The following is a 17,194-nucleotide window of genomic DNA, read 5'->3' as shown; positions in this document are numbered from 1 at the left end:
CGTGAAACTTCATTCGCCATTGCCTGAACGAAAGACGCGGCTGGAAATCATTCCGCTCATTGACGTGATGTTCTTCCTGCTGGCCTCCTTCATGATGGTCAGCCTCACGATGTCCAAGCAGCAGACCATCAAGGTCAACCTGCCCGTCGCCTCCTCGGCGCAGTCCGACTTCAAGCCGGACATGATCAATCTCGCGGTGAACGCCACAGGGGATGTGTTTTTCGACAAGGCTGGCATCACGCTGCCTGAGCTGGATCGCAAGCTGGCCGAACGTTTCGGCAAGGACCCCGCCACGCCCGTTTACATCAGCGCCGATGTGAACACACGCTACTCAGACCTCGTGAAAGTGCTCGATGCCGCCAAGCGGGTCGGCTTCACCAAGGTGGCCTTCAACGTCAAACCCGTGAATGCGGCCAAGCCGTCACTCTGAACCATGAAGCGTCTGCTCACCACGCTGCTGGTCGTCATCTCCCTGGGACTCTGCGCCGTTTGCATCGTGCAGTGGCAGCGTGAGGATCGCCTGCGCGGTCACATCCAGGATCTCGTCAAACGGCTCGAAGCCGAAAACGCCCTGCGCATCGAAGCGGAGCGCAAGGTGCGCGAGTATGAAAAAGAAATCGCCCGCCTGACGGAACTACGCGCCGAAGTGGAGGCCCGGCTGGTCGAGGTGTCCCGCGAGTACAAGGATCTTTCCGCCGACTCTGTGGCGCGTGGCATCACCATCGCCATCTATATGCGCGAGCTGAGGCAGCTGCAGCATGGTCTGGAGGCGACGCAGCTCGCGTTTGGCAAGGGTGCGGATGCGATCAAAAGCCACAACAGCGTCGTCACCACGCAGAACAGCGCGATGGAAAAGCAGAACGAGCTGCTCAAGCAGCTGGTGGAAGAGCGCAATGATGCGATTTCCAAGCTCAATGCCCGCACAAGGGAGTTCAACGAGCTGGTGGAGAAGTACAACAAGCTGGCGAAGAGCCGGTGATCCGTGCTTGCCATTCCGGCCCGGCTGCGAAAGACTCGCGCCCGCATGAGCCAACCAGCCACTCCTGACATCACCCGTCTTCGCGATCTGTCGCCGCAGCAACGCCGTTCCGGACTCGCCGCATGGCTGGGCTGGATGTTTGACGGCCTCGACATGCACCTCTACACGCTGGTCGCGACGGCCTTCGTGGCGCAGCTGATGCTGGTGCCGGAGAGCGATCCCACGGTTGGCATGCATGGTTCCATCATCCAGGCCGCGTTCCTGGTCGGCTGGGCGGTTGGCGGCGCGTTCTTTGGCCGCATTGGCGATGTGCTGGGCCGCAGCCGGGCGCTGACACTCACGATCCTGACCTACGCCTGCTTCACGGGTCTGTCGTTCTTTGCGCAGACCTGGTGGCATCTCATGATCTTCCGTTTCCTCGCAGCGCTGGGCATCGGCGGTGAGTGGGCCGTGGGCGCTTCGTTGCTGTCTGAAACGTGGCCTAAAAAATGGCGTCCATGGATTGCCGCCACGCTGCAAAGCGCGGTGAACTGCGGCGTGCTGCTGGCCTGCTTTGCCGGCTACCTGCTGGCGGGCCGGGAGCCGCGCTATATTTTCCTCATTGGCATTCTGCCGGCCTTGATCACGCTATGGATTCGCAAGGCGGTGCCGGAGACCGAGGAGTGGACGCAGGCGCGTGAGGGCCAGGCAGTGCCCAAAATCGGTGATCTGTTCAGCCCTGCCGTGCGCAGTGTGACGTGGCGTGTGATGCTCATCTGCGCCGTGTCATTGACTGCACACTGGACCTTCCTCTTCTGGCAGCAGAAGCACGTGCTGAGCCTCGCTGAAGTCGCTTCGCTCGACAAATCCGGCAAGGATGCCGCTGTCGTCACGGCGCTGATGTGGATCATGTTTGGCTCGTTGATCGGCAACTTCCTCAACGGCGGTCTGGCAAAGATCTTCGGCTACCGCAACACCATCGTCGGCATGATGCTGGCCTACTTCGCCATCATGTATTTCTCCTTCTCTCAGGTATGGAGCTGGGAGGCCACGAAATGGCAGTTTGCCATCATTGGCGCCTGCCAGGGAGTGTTTGGCCTCTTCACCATGTGCCTGCCGCCGCTCTTCCCTGTGCTGCTGCGCACCACCGGCTCCGGCTTCTGCTACAACATTGGGCGAATCGTCGCTGCAGGGGGCACGGTGTTCTTCGGCATTTTCGTGAAGGTCGGCGATTTCCGCACGGCGCTGTTGTATGCCGGCTTCCTTTTCATCCCTTCCGCTGCTGTGGCGATGCTGCTGCCGTCTGAGCCGGAACAGGCTGATGGCACGGCGAGTGCGGTGGATTGATCCGGCAAGCGTGCTGGTCGCTTCACGCGACCAGCGTGTAAAAGGGATAGGTCTTCGAAAAGCCTTCCACGGCGCATTCGCACACAAGTCTGACTTCCTTCTCCGCCTCCATGCGTTTCACGGCGGCGTCGGTGAAGAGGATGTTTTGCTTTTGCGCGGCGGCCACTTTTTCGACGCGGAAGACGAAGTTTACCTCGGGGCCATGGAGATTGAGCTCGTTCATCGTCGGCACGGTGCCGAGCATGGCGGCCCCGAAATGCAGCACGAGACGGAAGGGTGGATTTGCGGCCAGCTGTGCTTCATACAGCTTGGACACGGCCTGGCGCACCTGGATGGCGCTGTCTTCGGTGTCGTCCCAGTAGCAGAAAAATCCGTCACCCAGATACTTCGACATGTGGCCGCCACATTCGTCGATGATCTGGCGGCAGTTCTTGAACCAGCTGCCCGTCATGCGCGGGAACTGCGCACCTTGCAGCGTTTGTGAGAGCTGGGTGGAGCCGATGATGTCTGCCACCATGAGCCAGCACTGTGCCTGGCGGATGTGGATCATCGTCGAAGCCATGACCTGCTGGCTTGCCGGATGCATGGCGCTGAGGATCTCGGTGGAAAATTCCAGTTCGTTGCTGGCGACACGGATGATGTCCCCGTTGTGAAGGCGCACCGACTGCGAGATGCGGCGGCCGTTGACATAGGTGCCGTTCGCACTGCCGAGATCGACCAGCCAGTATTCGTGCTCCCCCTGTGCCTGGATGATGGCGTGGCGACGGGAGACTTCGCTGTCGGCCACCGGGATGGAATTGTCCGGTGCGCGGCCGATGGAGCAGGTGCCATTCAGATCATGGCGCTCCCCATTGGGAAGGCGCAGCCAGGACTGAAGCAGGTTGTTACTCATGGTCAGAATTAACGTGAATTCTGACAAATCATGTCATCCAAGCCAAGAAGCGTTATCAAGAATTATCATCTGGCCAGACCTTGCCCGGGAGAGTTTGGCGGGGAATGTTTATGCATGAACGAAGAGGTCCCGCTTTCACTGCATGCCGTGTTTAACTACGCTGAAGCCGGGCTGTGGTTCACCATCGCTCTCGTGCTGGCCGTTCGGCTGCGGATGAAACGACCCTGGCGCTGGCTGCTGCCTGTGGCCTTTGCGTGCTTTGGCGTCTCCGATCTCATTGAGGTGCAAACCGGTGCGTGGTGGGAGCCCTGGTGGCTGTTTGTACTGAAAGCCGCCTGCGCGCTGGTGTTTCTGCTGGCATGGCGCGCGCATCGGCGGCAGGGAAAGCCCCATGGCTGAATCCCCCTTCAAATTTTGCAGCGACTGCGGCAAGGATGACTGGATCCCAAAGAGTGACCGCGAGTTTGTTTGTGTTGCCTGCGGCTTTCGTCATTTCATCACGCCGATTCCTGCCGCTGTGGCACTGCTTCTCGATGCGCAGGATCGCATTCTCATCATCCGCCGCGCGCATGAGCCTGGCTTCGGCCTGCTCGGTCTGCCCGGCGGTGTCATCGAGCCGGAAGAAAGCGGCGAGATGGCTGCCGCACGTGAAACGCATGAAGAGGTGGGCATTGAACTGCCGGCGAGTGCCTTTACCTATCTTTGCACGCTCAACAATCGCTACCTGTTTCAAGGCTTCACATGGCCCACGCTGGATCTCTGCTACATCGCCCGCGTGCCGGACTTCGACAACGTGGTGATGCAGGCCTCGGAGGTGTCGGAATTCCTGATCTGCCCGCTGGATGAAGTGCCGCTGGATCAGTTCGCGTTTGAGTCAAATGCGGAGGCGGTCAGGCGATGGCGGGCCGGGCGGCCTGCTGCTTGAACTTGCCAGTTCCATCATGGTTGATTATGTTACTGACATGAGTTCCGTGATCGAAATCGAATCCGCAATCAGCAGTCTGCCGAAGAAAGATTTCTGGAAGCTGGCTGAATGGTTTGATCAGGAGAAAGCAAAAAGCTGGGATGAACAGATGCAGGCGGATGCGGAAGCGGGCCGCCTTGATTTTCTCTTCGAAGAAGCCAGCGCTTCAAGGACTGCAGGCCATAACCAACCATGGCCAGCGGATGTATGAAATCGACTGCGTCGCCACGGTTTTGGAAACTTCTCGGGGCGCTTCCAAAGGATGTTCAAGAACTGGCTGAGAAGAATTATCAGCTATGGCGCTCCAATCCGCAGCACCCCTCGCTCAATTTCAAGCGACTGGCAGGAGCAGGTCACCGCTTTTCCGTTCGCGTAGGCGAGCACTATCGGGCCATTGGCTGGAAGCTTGATGATGGTGGCGTTGAGTGGGTGTGGATAGGCACGCATGCGGATTATGACCAGATGCTAAGTCGGTGAGACCTGCCGGGCGGATCAAGTCCCCCAGCTCGTTATAACGCAACAGGCGCATCAAACCAGCGGCCGTGTTCCTTAATGAGGTCGATGAGGCGCTCGACGGCTTCGCCTTCGGGGATGTTGAACTTCACGGCGGTCTTGCCGACGTAGAGATTGATCTTCTCTGGGGCGCCGCCGACGTAGCCGAAGTCGGCGTCGGCCATTTCACCGGGGCCGTTGACGATGCAGCCCATGACTGCGATGCGCACGCCTTTGAGATGACCCGTGGCGGCGCGGATTTTCTGCGTGGTGGTTTGCAGGTTGAAAAGCGTGCGACCGCAGCTGGGGCAGGCGACGTAGTCGGTCTTGAAAATGCGGACGCCGGCGGCCTGCAGGATGTTGTAGCTGATGCGCAGAGCCTGGCCGGGTGCCTCTTCGCCATTCACAATCACCGCGTCGCCAATGCCATCGCACAGCAGCGAGCCGATGTTCGTGGCGGCAACGAGCAGGTTCTCGGTGAAATCATCGCCGCCGGCAGACTGCAGTGTGTCTTTGAGCAGGATCGAATGACGTGGCTGCAATTTGGCGGCGAGCAGGCGATACGCGGCGATGACGGGCAGCTTGAGTCCGTCCTTGATGGTCACGAGCTTTGCCTCGGCACTTTCAAAGAGACTGGCGATGGCGGCATCGTCACGCGGATCGATCTCGACCACGCCGCTGTCTTCGATGACGACCTCGGGTTTGTAATCTCCCAGCTTGTCGATCTTGTGAGCGACGGCGTCCCATTTTTTGCGCGTGGTGAAGACGGGCACGGTTTCGTGGCCACCGGCTTTGACGCCATTGATCGTGAGCACTTCAGTCTCGCGGCGCACGTAGTCGAAGGGATCGTAGCTGACCTGCGGTGCATTGGAGATGTGCTCGAACTGCGCGGGAAGTCCCTCGTTGTAAGGCTTCACCAGCTGCTTCGCCACGGGGATCTCGAAGATGGCGTCTTCGGTCAATGAGACACGCACGGTATCGCCGATGCCGTCAGCCAGCAAAGATCCGATGCCGATGGCGCTCTTGATGCGGCCGTCTTCACCATCGCCTGCTTCGGTGACGCCGAGGTGGATGGGGTAGTTCCAGTCGGAGCCGAGCTGATTGAGGTGCGCGACGAGCAGGCGATAGGCCTCGATCATGACCTTCGGATTGCTGGCCTTCATCGAGAAGAGGAAGTTGTGGTAGCCTTGGGCACGGGCGATGCGTGCGAATTCGAGGGCGCTCTCGACCATGCCGAGCGGCGTGTCCCCATGGCGGTTCATGATGCGGTCGCTCAAGGAGCCGTGATTGGTGCCGATGCGCATGGCGCGTCCGAGGCGGATGCACTCCTTCACCAGCGGCACGAACTGCTCCTCCATGTAGGCTACTTCAGCGACGTACTCGTCATCAGTGTATTCTTTGACGGCGAACTTTTTCTTGTCGGCGTAGTTGCCGGGATTCACGCGGACTTTTTCCACCCACTTCACTGCTTCCATGGCGGCGTCAGGCTTGAAGTGGATGTCGGCCACCAGCGGGACATCACAACCGGCGGCACGGATGCCATCCCGGATGTGCTGCAGGTTTTCGGCGATGATACGCGTCTGTGCCGTGACGCGGACAATCTGGCAGCCGGCTTCGGCAAGGCCGAGTGCCTCTTTCACGCAGGCTGCGGCGTCACGCGTATCACTGGTGAGCATGCTCTGCACCACCACGGGCGCACCGCCACCAATCTGGACATTTCCAACCAAAACAGGGCGTGTTTCGCGGCGTTGGTAATTGTAGAGGTCAGGGCAGTAGCGGAGCAGGGGGGAAGACATGGCGGGTGGTTAGAATGCCGGATTGCAGCCCCGACGCAAACGGGAAGCCGCAGAGGGTGGCATGGCATTACAAGTTTCTTACATGGTTCTTGCCGAGCCAAGGCTGAATGCTACAATTTGATTCAATATGGCAAATATTGTTGTTATCGAAGACCATCCGCCTGTTTTGAAGCTTCTTGCCACCCTTTGTCGGGCTGAAGGACATGAGGTGATGGCTTTCGACAATGGTCGTGCTGGGTTGGAGGCGATCCGAGAGATGGCTCCAGATTTGGCGCTGGTGGACCGCCGGCTTGGCGAGATCGATGGACTCGACATGATCCGTGATGCGCGTGAGGCTTCGCCCAAGACGCGCTATGTCATGGTTTCCGCCTGCTCTGAGACACGCGACATCGTGACTGCCGTGCGGCGCGGCGTCTGTGACTACGTGACCAAACCTTTTGAGCCAGAAGAAATCAAGAGTGCTGTGATTCGTGCACTCAATGAACCTGAAGAGCCCCAGCCGATCTCCCGCCAGAAGCTCGTGATCCTCTGTCCCAAGCAGGCGGCCTGATGGCCCAAGCGGGAAAGAGGCGCATAACATTGAACTTTGAAGTTGGCAGCCGTTGGCGCATTGGTGCCGCATGGAAAACCTCCGTCGTCTGCTTTTTGCCCTTTCCGTGTTCGTGCTGGCCGCGCTGCTGTTTGCGTGGTGGCGTCACGGGAGGGAGGGCTATGGAGTGCTCAATTTGTTGAAGGGGGAAAAGCCGGGACCCACGGCGCTCACGCCACCGAAAAAACCCAAAATCGCGCCAGAGGAGGTGCCGATGCTCAGCCGGTTGAATGACGAGTTTTCCAAAATTTCCGCCACTGTTCTGCCCTCTGTGGTCAGCGTCACCACCAAGACGGTGCGGCCCGGAAAGAGCAGCTGGCATTCCTACTATGGCTTCGTCGGCCCCCGTGATCAGGTGGTGCCCAGCCTCGGCTCCGGGGTGATCATCAGCAAAGAGGGGCATGTGGTCACCAACTACCACGTCATCGAAGGCGTGCAGGCCGCGGACATCCAGATCACCACAAATGCCAATAAAAGTTATCCGACGCTCATTCTGGGGTTCAACAAAGAGCGTGATATCGCCCTGCTAAAAATCGACAGTCCGCGTCTCGATTTTCCTGCGTTGAGTTTTGCCAATTCAGACGACGCCCGGGTGGGGCAGATCGTGCTCGCGGTGGGCAATCCCTTCGGACTCAGCGGCACGGTGACTCAGGGCATCATCAGCGCGCGTGATCGCCATCTCAGCGACAGCCAGTTTGACTACCTGCAAACCGACACGGTGATCAACCCGGGCAACTCAGGTGGTCCGCTGGTGAACATTCGCGGCGAGATCCTTGGCATCAACGTCGCCATTTATCGTGGGGATGCGAGCGTGAGCGCCTGGCAGGGCGTGGGACTCGCCGTTCCATCCAATGAAGCCAAAATGGTGGTGGACGACATTCAGGCCAAGCTCAAGGAAAGTGCGAAGCAGACGAATGGTGTGACCAGTTCCACTGGCAAGGGCTACCTGGGACTCGAGGTCAGCAGCGAACCTGTGGAGATCGATCCCGTGTGGGGTACCTCACGCCGCGGTGCGCTGGTGACAGACATTGGAAACAAATCACCCGCAGCTGAAGCAGGGCTGCGTCAGGGAGATGTGGTGACGAAGTTTCAGGGCATGGCCTTCCGCTCTCCGGCAGATTTGCTGCAGATCATCCGCACCCAGCCCCCTGGCAGCGAGGTGAAGCTCGAAGTCATCCGCAACAACAAGATGGGCGATATCATTGCCCGCCTTGGAGCCAGGCCGGAGGCAGAGCCGTAGCTTCGGAAGACGTACTTTCACCTCATCGCGGTTTCAGCACAAACCGCTGCTTGCTGCGGTTGGTGACGATGCGAAGTTCATTTCGGTGAAACTGCAGGTCGATGCTGCCAGCGCTCCAGGTGTCGAGCAGTGGAATGTTCTGTGCTTTGGCTCGTTGAACCAGTGATTCGGGCAGAGCTGTTTCGACGGCGCGCGCATCACTCCCGCAGAGAATGATCTGCGGCCTCGCCTTGAGCAGGAATTCCGCGCTCGTGGAGAGATCCACCTCATGCTGGCTGCGGATCAGCACATCGCAGTGCAAATCCTCAGAGCTGGAGCAGAGAGCTTTTTCAGCGTGCCAGCCGGTGTCGCTCAGCCAGAGCACGCGCCAGCGGCCGAGCTGTACCATCAGCACCATGGTGCGATCATCAGCGCGGTCGTTTTGCACCTGCTGGGTCGGGTACAACACCCTGGCTTCAATCTGGAAATCCTTGGCATCGGAGACAGTGACACGTTCATCTACATGCAGTTTGCGCAGCGATGGCGGGTGGGGTTCATCAAGCAGGCGTCGCAGTGCGGAGCGTGTGGAGTCACGGCGCCCCGGCTCCTGGGTGCTGCAAAACAGCATCGGCGCGTCAAACGTCGTGATGACCTGCCCTGCGGCACCGATGTGGTCGGCGTCGTTATGACTCAGGAACACGCCCGCGAGAGCATCCACGCCGTTGGAATGCAGATAGGGACGCAGCACGCGGCGGAAGCTGGCTTCACTACCCGTGTCAAACAGCCAGTGGGTCTTGCCGATGCGCAGATGATTCGCCGCGCCGCCATGCGGAACTTCCAGTACGTGCCAGACGGCGGGGGCAGGGGTGAGAGACATGATGGGTTGAAAATGAAAATTCGCGCCAGGCAGGCCGGCGAACCACATGGCACTGGCGATCATTGCCTTCGCCAGCGCCCAATTGACGTTGTTGAAAATGATTTGAGCACCCGTCAAATGCAGCGCGGCTGCGCCGAGGCTCAGACAGGTGGCACCCAGACACAGGGACGACAGCGGAACGAGAACGCAATTGGCAATCACCGCCACCGGAGTGATCGATTGAAAATGCCCGAGGATGAACGGCAGACTGCCGATCCAAGCGGCCAAGGACACGCTCAAAGTGGTCGCGAACCACAGCCGGCATTGGCTCCAGGTGCGCTGCCGCCAACTGGCGAGCGGCGGTGGCAAAAAGGGATCGATCCGGGTAAATGGCAGCAGTCGTTTCAGCAGGGGCGCAGAGCCAATGGTGCTCAGCCACAGCACGCCAAAGGACAGTTGAAACCCCGGCATGAAAAGCTGATGCGAGTCCGTGGCCAGCAGCAGCAGGGCTGCGGCACCGAGGCTGTTTTGCAGGGACGATTCACGATCCATCAGCGTGGCACTCATATAAATGGCCACCATGAACGCCGCCCGTGCCGCCGAAGGCCGCCAGCCGGTGACGAACGCATAGGCAAACACGACGAAAATAACCATCCAAAGCGAGATGCCGCGCGGTGTTCCGATCTGCCGCAACAGCGCCAGCACGATGACTCCGAGGAGGCCCACATGAAGGCCGCTGACTGCAAACACATGCAGCGTGCCGCTGTTGCGAAAAGCATCTTCGATTTCATCATCCGCCTCGGCAGAGACTCCCAGCGCCATGGCCCGGAGCACGGCGACCGTTTGTGGATCTTCTTCGAGGTCCTGGATGAGCTGCCTGCTGATCCAGCGCCTGGAATCTTCCGCACGTTCCAAAAAGGCGCACCACCATTCCTCACCACTGCCGCCGATGCGCTGCATGTGGTCGATGTCAAAACGGGCCACGCGCCCCATGCGCAGGGAGTATACCTGCGCATCGAAGGTGCCTGGATTGGATGCGGTGCGGGGCAGGTAGATGCTGCCGCGGAGTTCATACACGCCAGCACCGGGAAACCGTACGACTTTGGGCAGCCGCACCAGCAGTGTGGCGGTTTGTTCGATCACGATACCTGCGGCTGGAATCTCGATCTTCTGTGTGGTGCACAGCGCATGAGTGCGCTCGTCTGGCGAGGTGTCGAATTCCGGCAGCAGGCTGCAGCGAATCGTTGCTGGCACGGGCTTGTCCTGCTGCAGGAGTGCCAGGCGCAGCGGATGGCGGAATGTTTCGTCTGTGCGTGCTGCATGGATGAAGGCGAAGACCAGCGCTGCACCCGGGATCAGCAGCCATGCGCGACCGCTGAAGAGCGCCACACCTAGTAGCGCCGTGGTGACCGGGAGAAACCACCCGCCATGCGCGGGCAGCCATTCCATTTCAGCGGCGAGGATGCCGCTGACGGCCGCAAGCGCCAGTGTCAGCAGCGGATTGGCCCGGGTCCAAAGCTGGAGCTTCTCGAGCATCGGCAGCTTGAAACGATCAGGCCTTCTCTGCGCCGGCGGTTCCCGCCTTGGCCCGCTGCTCCATCAGCAGCTTGAACTGCATCTGTTCGAGTTCGCTGATGCGGTGGTGCGCATTGGCGCTGTGGCGCGTGTTCGGGAAGTTTCCAATGATTTGCTCCAGCATGTCGCGCGCTGCTTCAAAATCATGCCGGTGCGTCAGATGCACGTCGGCGATGCGAAACATGATGAAGGCGGCATCATCCACCGGCCAGTCCTTGCTCTGCAAATGCTCTTCCAGCACTTTCAGTGCCGTCTGGGGATCACGCAGACGCTCGGCATGGATCTTGGCGATTTCAGCCACAGGGAAGGGATCGTCCGGCTTCTCTTCGAGCATTTTTTCATAGTGCTCGATGGCTCCTTGGTAGTCACCTTGGGCGATGCGGGCCGCAGCTTTGGTCATGTGATCCTGCTCCACCTTCTCGCCGGAAGAGAACACCGCCTCCCCCATCAGATCTCCCAGCCAGGGGATTAAATACTTCACGGCCAGGAGCCCGCCGGACAGCCCCAGCAAAATCACAAACACAAGCTTCATGCCGTCTCCGGCTTCTCTCACGAAACTCCAGATCAAAGCGATGACCAGAAGTACGAGCGTGATGACACAGATGCGGATGACAATGGCAGTGTTCATTTTCGGGATGTAAGACGAGGCTATCAAAACGCCTGTCTGCCGCCAAGCACGAAATTGGCGGCCATCCCGCTCAGCCTCCTCCCAGGGCGCGATACAGATTGGCCTGCACCTGAAACTGCCGCTTGGTCACACCGATCAGCTGCAGCCGCGCCTTCAGGGCGTTCTGCTGCGCATTGAGCACCTCGATGTAGGTGGCCCGGCGCGTACGAAACAGGTCAGCCGCCGTGCCAACGGACTCGATCAGCAGGTGCACCTCCTTGGTCTTCAGCGCCTGGAGATCCTTTAAAATACGGATGAAGGCCAGCTGGTTGTGCACCTCCACATAGCCGTTCACGATGGACTGCTGGTAGGTGTTGAGCGCTTCCAATTGAGCCGCATTGGCATGGTCAAACTCGGCTTGGATCGCCTTGCGGTTGATCAACGGAGCCACCAGCCCGCCCAGCGCCGAATAGGTGGCGGAATGAACGTTGAGCAGGAGGTTGCTCTGGAAAGCCTGAAGTCCCAGCACGCCATTGATGGAGACCGAGGGCAGAAATGCGGCCTTGGCCGCCTTCACGTCCGCTTTTGAAGCCGCCAGTTCAAATTCAGCCCGGCGGATGTCAGGCCGGTTTTTGAGCATGTCAGCCGGCACGCTGGATGACAATTGTGGAAGCGTTGAGCTCATCAGAGATGAACGGTTGCGTGCGATGGGCCGCTGCGGGTCACCCAGCAGGGTGCAGATGATGCCTTCTTGCTCCACGATCCGCTGCTGGGTATCCAGACGCATGCCCTGAAGGTTGAACAACAGCGCCTCAAACTGCTGCACAGCCAGTTCATTGGCGGCTCCGGCCTGTTTTTGGGTCTGCACCGTCTCAAGCGCATCACGCTGAATTTTGATGGTCTCATCGATGTTGATGATCTCAGCATCCAGCGCCAGCAGCTCGTAGTAGGCGGTGGCCAGGTCGGCAATCAAATGCGTCTGAACCAGATTTCTTCCCTCCACGCTGGCGAGCAGGCGTGCGGTGGCGGAGGCTTTTTTGCTCCGCAGTTTTCCCCACAGATCCATTTCCCAACTCGTCTGCAAACCCACCGTGTAGTCCTGGATATCCCGCGGAACGATGCGCCCGTCATAGATGGGTGTGGTACTGTTCCCAGCACCGTCCATGGTGTAGAGGCCAAAACGTTGGATGCCCGCACCTGCCACTCCAGAAACCTTGGGGGCCAGCGCACTGCGTGCGGCGGTGATTTGAGCCTTCGCCATCTCGATGCGCTGGACCGCAATCTTGAGATCGCGGTTGTTGTTCAGCGCCTGCTCAGTGAGGGCCTGCAACCGGGGATCGGTGAAGTGTTTCCGCCACTGGCTGACTCCGGTGAACGAAGCGGTTTTATCCGGTGCCTGCTCCGCTTTTTTACCATGGCGGCGCAGATCTTCGCAGCTGGTGAACATCAGCGTCATGAACGAAACGCAGGTGCTCAGGAATGGCCAGTTCATTTGCAGGGTCTCACGCATGTTCCGGTTCCTTGGATGGTTTTGGGGTTGAAGTGAAGGAGGCAAAAATGACGTAGAGCCCCGGAATGATCAGCATGCCAAACACGGTGCCGAAGATCATGCCGCCGACGGCAGAGGCGCCGATGGTCCGGTTGCCAGCCGCGCCCACACCGGAGGCTGCCATGAGCGGGCTCAAGCCGGCGACAAAGGCGAGAGACGTCATCAAGATGGGCCGCAGGCGCGAGGTCGCGCTCTCCACCGCTGCCTGCAGCGGAGTGAGTCCCTCGCGCTGCCGCTGGATGGCAAACTCGACCACCAGGATCGCATTCTTCCCGAGCAGGCCGATCAGCATGATCATGGACACCTGCGCATAGATGTTGTTTTCAAGACCCATCCACAGCAGAAACACAAACGCTCCGAGCAGACCCGTGGGCAGTGAAAGAATGACCGGCATCGGCAGCAGAAAGCTTTCGTACTGGGCGGCGAGCAGCAGATAAACAAATGCCAGACAGATGATGAAGATGACCACTGCCTGGTTCCCCGCCAGAATCTGATCCCGGGTGATGCCCGCCCAGTCGATGCCGAAGCCTTTCGGCAGTTTTTCCTTCGCCGTTTCCTGGATGGCCTTGATGGCTGCGCCGCTGCTAAATCCGGCGGCTGGTTCGCCATTGATTTCAGCCGAGGTGAACATGTTGTATCGGGTGACCTGATCCACGCCGTAGATTTTTTCCAGCTGCACAAACGTGGAGAGCTGCACCATCTCCCCGAGCTCGTTTTTGACGTGCAGTTTCAGGATGTCTTCCGGTCGTGCGCGGTATTCTGGCAGTGCTTGTACCATGACCCTGTAAAGCTGCCCAAAGCGGATGAAATTGGTGGCGTATTTGCCGCCCAGCATGGTCTGCAGGGCACTCATCACATTGTTGGTGGTCACCCCTTTCTGGGCCGCCATGTCGTTGTCCACATGCAGCATGTACTGGGGAAAGCTGGCGTCGAAACTCGTGAAGGCATTCGCGATCTCCGGCCTGGCGCGCAAGTCGGCGATAAATTTTCCGGCCACGCTTTCCATGTTCTTGAAATCGCCCGTTCCAGTCCGGTCCAGCAGGCGGAGTTCAAAACCGCTCGCATTGCCATAGCCTGGAACGGCAGGGGGCGAGAACAGTTCAATCTTGGCATCTTTGATGTGCCGTGTCCGACGGACAAGTTCGTCCATCACCGCATTGACGGACTCGGTGCGGTCATGCCACCCGGTCAGATTGACCAGACAGGATCCGTAGGTGGAGCCGCTGGCATCGGTGATGATGTTGACGCCTGCCAGTGTGGAGACGGAGGAGATGGCTTTGATCCCCTCGCAGCATTCCTGAATCTCATCCACCACCGCCTTGGTTCGTTCCAGAGTGGAACCCGCCGGTGTGGTGATGCCCACGTAAAACGCTCCCTGATCCTCATTGGGGATGAATCCAGATGGCAGCCTGCCACCTGCGAGGACCATGATGACACAGAAGCCAAGAAGGATACCCCAGCTCAGCAGGCGCCTGCCGGCGATGGCCGAGATCCATCCTGAGTAGGTGCCCGAGACTTTGTCATAGCTCCGGTTGAAGAGACCGAAAAAGCGATTGAGCAGGCTGTTGCTCTTGGGCGCATGATGCATGTTTTTGAGCATCAATGCACACAGCGCTGGGGTCAGCGTCAATGCGACACATCCTGACAGCACGATGGCAATCGCCATGGTGAGGGCGAACTGCTGGTAGAAGATGCCAGAGGGGCCTGACATGAAGGAGGCGGGCACAAAAACTGCAGCCATCACAAGCGTGATGGCAATGATGGCACCGCCGATCTCTCCCATGGCTTCCTCAGTGGCCTGGCGCGGCCCGGCCCCCGTGCTTTCCATCTTCGCATGCACCGCCTCCACCACCACGATGGCACCATCCACCACGATGCCGATCGCCAGCACCAGGGCCAGCAGCGTGATCAAATTCAGCGAGAAGCCCAGCAGTTGCATGAAGAAGAAAGTGCCGACCAAGGACACCGGGACGGCGATGACGGGGATCAAGGTGGAACGCCAGTCCTGCAGGAAAACAAACGTCACCAACGAAACCAGCAGGAATGCTTCAGCCAGCGTCCGCACCACCTCGTGCAACGAAGCATCAAGAAAGCGTGACACATCGTAGCTGATCTCATAGTTCATGCCCTTGAGGAAGGTGGACTCCTTGATCTCGGCCATGCGTTGCTTGATGCTGGCGATGACTTCGTTGGCATTGGAGCCGGGCAGCTGTTTCAGCAGGATGGCCGCCGTGGGCCGGCCGTTGAGCTTGGCCTCCACATCGAAATAGTTGGTGCTGAATTCCACATCAGCGACATCCTTGATGCGCAGCACCTGGCCTTCGTCATTGGAGCGGATGGGGATCTTTTCGTAGTCCTCCTTCGTCTTGTACTTTCCGGAGTAGCGGATCACATACTGAAGATGAGGTTCCGACTTGTCCGAGCTCTCTCCCACCTTACCAGGCGCAGCTTCCACATTCTGCTCCTTCAATGCGGTGAGGACGTCTTCCGCCGAGATGTTATAAGCCAGCATGTTGTCCGGCTTGAGCCACACTCGCATGGCGTATTCCCGGGTTCCCAGAATGTCCACAAACCCCACGCCCTTGATCCGCTTCAGCTCGGTGAAGATGTTGATGTCAGCGAAATTGTACAAGAACATTTCATCGATGTCAGGATTGGTGCTGGTGATGTCGAGATACATCAGCATGGCCTTCTCTTCCTTCGCGATCCTGACGCCCGCCTTGATGATTTCCTCCGGCAGTTCACCCATCACCGTGGCCACGCGGTTTTGCACGTTCACCGCTGCCACATCCGGATCGGTCCCTGCCTCAAAAATGACGGAAATAACGCCGACGCCATCATTGGCGGCCCGCGAAGACATGTACTTCATTTTTGGCACACCATTGATCGATCTCTCCAGCGGAACGATGGCCGCCTTGGTCAGTGTTTCGGCATTGGCCCCGGTGTACTCCACGGTCACATTGACCTCGGGTGGTGCGATGCTCGGAAACTGGGTGATGGGCAGTTGGAACAATGCCAGCAGACCCAGGAAAGTGATGATGATGGATATGACCATCGACAGCACTGGTCTGCGGATAAACTCTTTGATCATTCAGTCGTTCTTTTCCTTGGTTTGGGTGCATGATTTGAGGAAGCGCTGGCCTCAAGGCTTGGCCGCACTGTTCCCTCAACCGTTGATTCACCAGCTCCTGCAAGCATCACCTCGCCGCATAGAACGGCGCTACTTCCTCAAGTGCTTTGAAGTCAGGAGCTATCACCTCGCCTTCTTTCACTACCTGAATGCCTTCAAAGATGATGCGATCCGTGGGCAGCAGACCCGAGTTGATGACATAGTGGTTTGGCAGGCGAAGTTTTGTGTCGATGCTGCGCAACTGGATGCTGTTGTCCGCATTGAGGACGAACACGCAGGTTTTGTGTTGAACTTCAAAGGTGCATTTCTGCGGGATCACCAGCGCATTTTTCAGCTCTGACTGGACCATCACCTTGCCGCTGGAACCATGCTTGAGAAGACGCTCGGGGTTGGGAAAGCTGGCCCGGAAGGCAATGTTGCCGGTGCTTTTGGAAATCACACTCTCCCAAGTTTCGATTCTGCCTTTGTGCGGATGGGTTTCCCCATTGGCCAGTTCCAGCACCACGCTGCCCTGCACGCCCAGATCCTTGCGTCTGGCCAGTTCCAGATACTCACGCTCAGACACATTGAAATAGGCGTAAACGTCGCCGTCATTGGAGATGGAGGTCAGCAGATCGCCCTCAGAAACAAGGCTGCCAGCCTTGGTGCGGATGCGGTTGATGATGCCATCAAACGGCGCTCGCACTTCGGCATAGCTGAGCTTGCGCTCGGCATCGGCCACCGTGGTGCGTGTCTCATCCACTTTGGCCATGGCGGAGTCCAGTCTCGCCTGGGCCATCTCCCATTCCGAGGTGGAGATGATCTTTTTCTCCAGCAGGAGCTGATTGTTTTGCAGGTCGATTTCCGCCATCTTGGCCTCTGCCATGGCGGATTTGAGTCTGGCATTGGACCGCTTAAGTTCCTCTTGATACTCATGGCTGCTGATGGTGAAGAGCAGCTGACCCGCAGTGACCCGCTGGCCCTCATCGACTGGAATTTTTTCCAGATGTCCGTTCACTCGTGCGCGCAGTTCAATGAAGTTGGAGTTCTGAATGCTCGCGACGTACTCTTGGCCATGCGGCACATCCATCACCACGGCAGAGGTGACCGGGTAAGTTTTGCTGGTTTCGTGATTGTCGGCAATGGGTGTCTTGCTGCAGCAAGTCATGAACGAAAGGAGCGACAGGCAGATGACGGCTTTCGATCCGGCACATTTTTCAATAACGTATTCACATGGGATC

At 58.7% G+C, this 17,194-nt stretch carries 16 protein-coding genes; 9 read left to right on the top strand and 7 right to left on the bottom strand.

The features are described from left to right. The first annotated feature begins 1 nt into the window (after nt 1). The 3 genes from AC3RLQ_RS17940 to AC3RLQ_RS17930 are packed head-to-tail and all read left to right on the top strand — an operon-like array spanning nt 2 to nt 2,305. Entirely contained in the window at nt 2–430 is a 429-nt protein-coding gene (locus AC3RLQ_RS17940) for an ExbD/TolR family protein (RefSeq protein WP_493030029.1), read from the top strand. A 3-nt stretch (nt 431–433) separates the two neighbouring features. Beyond that, on the top strand, nt 434–979 hold the full coding sequence (locus AC3RLQ_RS17935) for a hypothetical protein (protein ID WP_493030028.1): 546 nt from the start codon (nt 434–436) through the stop codon (nt 977–979). 45 nt (nt 980–1,024) lie between these two features. Further along, complete coding sequence (locus tag AC3RLQ_RS17930; RefSeq protein WP_493030027.1) at nt 1,025–2,305, top strand: MFS transporter; 1,281 nt, start codon at nt 1,025–1,027, stop codon at nt 2,303–2,305. 22 nt (nt 2,306–2,327) lie between these two features. Here AC3RLQ_RS17930 and AC3RLQ_RS17925 read toward each other — a convergent pair whose 3' ends face one another. After that, nucleotides 2,328–3,197 carry an FHA domain-containing protein gene (locus tag AC3RLQ_RS17925; RefSeq protein ID WP_493030026.1) on the bottom strand — a complete coding sequence of 290 codons (870 nt, stop codon included), beginning with the start codon at nt 3,195–3,197 and terminating at the stop codon, nt 2,328–2,330. Between the two features lie 114 nt (nt 3,198–3,311). On the opposite strand from AC3RLQ_RS17925, the gene AC3RLQ_RS17920 reads away from it, so the two are divergent. Genes AC3RLQ_RS17920 through AC3RLQ_RS17905 form a run of 4 tightly spaced genes read left to right on the top strand, consistent with a single transcriptional unit; the run spans nt 3,312 to nt 4,638 of the window. Beyond that, nucleotides 3,312–3,596: a hypothetical protein gene (locus tag AC3RLQ_RS17920; protein ID WP_397382292.1), complete on the top strand. Its 285-nt coding sequence runs from the start codon at nt 3,312–3,314 to the stop codon at nt 3,594–3,596. Continuing rightward, nucleotides 3,589–4,122, top strand: coding sequence for an NUDIX hydrolase (locus tag AC3RLQ_RS17915; RefSeq protein WP_493030025.1), 534 nt, complete (start codon nt 3,589–3,591; stop codon nt 4,120–4,122). The genes AC3RLQ_RS17920 and AC3RLQ_RS17915 overlap by 8 nt, the downstream gene beginning before the upstream one ends. A gap of 37 nt (nt 4,123–4,159) precedes the next feature. Then, a complete protein-coding gene (locus AC3RLQ_RS17910; RefSeq protein WP_493030024.1) occupies nt 4,160–4,372 on the top strand; it encodes a hypothetical protein in 213 nt (70 codons plus the stop codon). Further along, nucleotides 4,369–4,638 (top strand): ParE family toxin-like protein, encoded by a 270-nt coding sequence (locus AC3RLQ_RS17905; protein ID WP_493030023.1) that lies wholly within the window; start codon nt 4,369–4,371, stop codon nt 4,636–4,638. Before AC3RLQ_RS17910 ends, AC3RLQ_RS17905 begins: the two co-directional genes overlap by 4 nt. Nucleotides 4,639–4,670: 32 nt before the next feature. Here AC3RLQ_RS17905 and ispG read toward each other — a convergent pair whose 3' ends face one another. Continuing rightward, nucleotides 4,671–6,449: a (E)-4-hydroxy-3-methylbut-2-enyl-diphosphate synthase gene (ispG, locus tag AC3RLQ_RS17900; protein WP_493030022.1), complete on the bottom strand. Its 1,779-nt coding sequence runs from the start codon at nt 6,447–6,449 to the stop codon at nt 4,671–4,673. Between the two features lie 127 nt (nt 6,450–6,576). Here ispG and AC3RLQ_RS17895 point away from each other — a divergent pair, with 127 nt between their 5' ends. Then, a complete protein-coding gene (locus AC3RLQ_RS17895; protein WP_493030021.1) occupies nt 6,577–6,999 on the top strand; it encodes a response regulator in 423 nt (140 codons plus the stop codon). 70 nt (nt 7,000–7,069) lie between these two features. Beyond that, entirely contained in the window at nt 7,070–8,278 is a 1,209-nt protein-coding gene (locus AC3RLQ_RS17890) for a S1C family serine protease (RefSeq protein ID WP_493030020.1), read from the top strand. 22 nt (nt 8,279–8,300) lie between these two features. Here the strand turns inward: AC3RLQ_RS17890 and AC3RLQ_RS17885 are convergent, their stop codons facing one another. The 5 genes from AC3RLQ_RS17885 to AC3RLQ_RS17865 all read right to left on the bottom strand — a co-directional run bounded on the left by AC3RLQ_RS17885 (nt 8,301) and on the right by AC3RLQ_RS17865 (nt 17,121). Beyond that, entirely contained in the window at nt 8,301–10,649 is a 2,349-nt protein-coding gene (locus AC3RLQ_RS17885; protein WP_493030019.1) for a ComEC/Rec2 family competence protein, read from the bottom strand. A 16-nt stretch (nt 10,650–10,665) separates the two neighbouring features. Continuing rightward, the gene (locus AC3RLQ_RS17880; RefSeq protein WP_493030018.1) at nt 10,666–11,316 is read right to left on the bottom strand and encodes a tetratricopeptide repeat protein; all 651 of its coding nucleotides are present in this window, start codon (nt 11,314–11,316) and stop codon (nt 10,666–10,668) included. 70 nt (nt 11,317–11,386) lie between these two features. Continuing rightward, the gene (locus tag AC3RLQ_RS17875; protein WP_493030017.1) at nt 11,387–12,787 is read right to left on the bottom strand and encodes an efflux transporter outer membrane subunit; all 1,401 of its coding nucleotides are present in this window, start codon (nt 12,785–12,787) and stop codon (nt 11,387–11,389) included. Nucleotides 12,788–12,797: 10 nt separating this feature from the next. Continuing rightward, on the bottom strand, nt 12,798–15,935 hold the full coding sequence (locus tag AC3RLQ_RS17870) for an efflux RND transporter permease subunit (protein WP_493030016.1): 3,138 nt from the start codon (nt 15,933–15,935) through the stop codon (nt 12,798–12,800). A gap of 106 nt (nt 15,936–16,041) precedes the next feature. Next, nucleotides 16,042–17,121, bottom strand: a complete 1,080-nt coding sequence (locus AC3RLQ_RS17865; RefSeq protein ID WP_493030015.1) for an efflux RND transporter periplasmic adaptor subunit — start codon at nt 17,119–17,121, stop codon at nt 16,042–16,044. Between the last annotated feature and the right edge of the window lie 73 nt (nt 17,122–17,194).

It is taken from the genome of Prosthecobacter sp. GW821-HT29F12 (genome assembly GCF_058803405.1).
The sequence above is the reverse complement of the archived record's forward strand: the minus strand, read 5'-3'. Positions and strand labels throughout refer to the sequence as shown.

Coding starts and splice junctions, on each gene's coding strand:
- AC3RLQ_RS17935 (WP_493030028.1), top strand. CDS start 434: ATGAAGCGTCTGCTCACCACGCTGCTGGTCGTCATCTCCCTGGGACTC.
- AC3RLQ_RS17930 (WP_493030027.1), top strand. CDS start 1,025: ATGAGCCAACCAGCCACTCCTGACATCACCCGTCTTCGCGATCTGTCG.
- AC3RLQ_RS17925 (WP_493030026.1), bottom strand. CDS start 3,197: ATGAGTAACAACCTGCTTCAGTCCTGGCTGCGCCTTCCCAATGGGGAG.
- AC3RLQ_RS17920 (WP_397382292.1), top strand. CDS start 3,312: ATGAACGAAGAGGTCCCGCTTTCACTGCATGCCGTGTTTAACTACGCT.
- AC3RLQ_RS17915 (WP_493030025.1), top strand. CDS start 3,589: ATGGCTGAATCCCCCTTCAAATTTTGCAGCGACTGCGGCAAGGATGAC.
- AC3RLQ_RS17910 (WP_493030024.1), top strand. CDS start 4,160: ATGAGTTCCGTGATCGAAATCGAATCCGCAATCAGCAGTCTGCCGAAG.
- AC3RLQ_RS17905 (WP_493030023.1), top strand. CDS start 4,369: ATGAAATCGACTGCGTCGCCACGGTTTTGGAAACTTCTCGGGGCGCTT.
- ispG (WP_493030022.1), bottom strand. CDS start 6,449: ATGTCTTCCCCCCTGCTCCGCTACTGCCCTGACCTCTACAATTACCAA.
- AC3RLQ_RS17895 (WP_493030021.1), top strand. CDS start 6,577: ATGGCAAATATTGTTGTTATCGAAGACCATCCGCCTGTTTTGAAGCTT.
- AC3RLQ_RS17890 (WP_493030020.1), top strand. CDS start 7,070: ATGGAAAACCTCCGTCGTCTGCTTTTTGCCCTTTCCGTGTTCGTGCTG.
- AC3RLQ_RS17885 (WP_493030019.1), bottom strand. CDS start 10,649: ATGCTCGAGAAGCTCCAGCTTTGGACCCGGGCCAATCCGCTGCTGACA.
- AC3RLQ_RS17880 (WP_493030018.1), bottom strand. CDS start 11,316: ATGAACACTGCCATTGTCATCCGCATCTGTGTCATCACGCTCGTACTT.
- AC3RLQ_RS17875 (WP_493030017.1), bottom strand. CDS start 12,787: ATGAACTGGCCATTCCTGAGCACCTGCGTTTCGTTCATGACGCTGATG.
- AC3RLQ_RS17870 (WP_493030016.1), bottom strand. CDS start 15,935: ATGATCAAAGAGTTTATCCGCAGACCAGTGCTGTCGATGGTCATATCC.
- AC3RLQ_RS17865 (WP_493030015.1), bottom strand. CDS start 17,121: ATGACTTGCTGCAGCAAGACACCCATTGCCGACAATCACGAAACCAGC.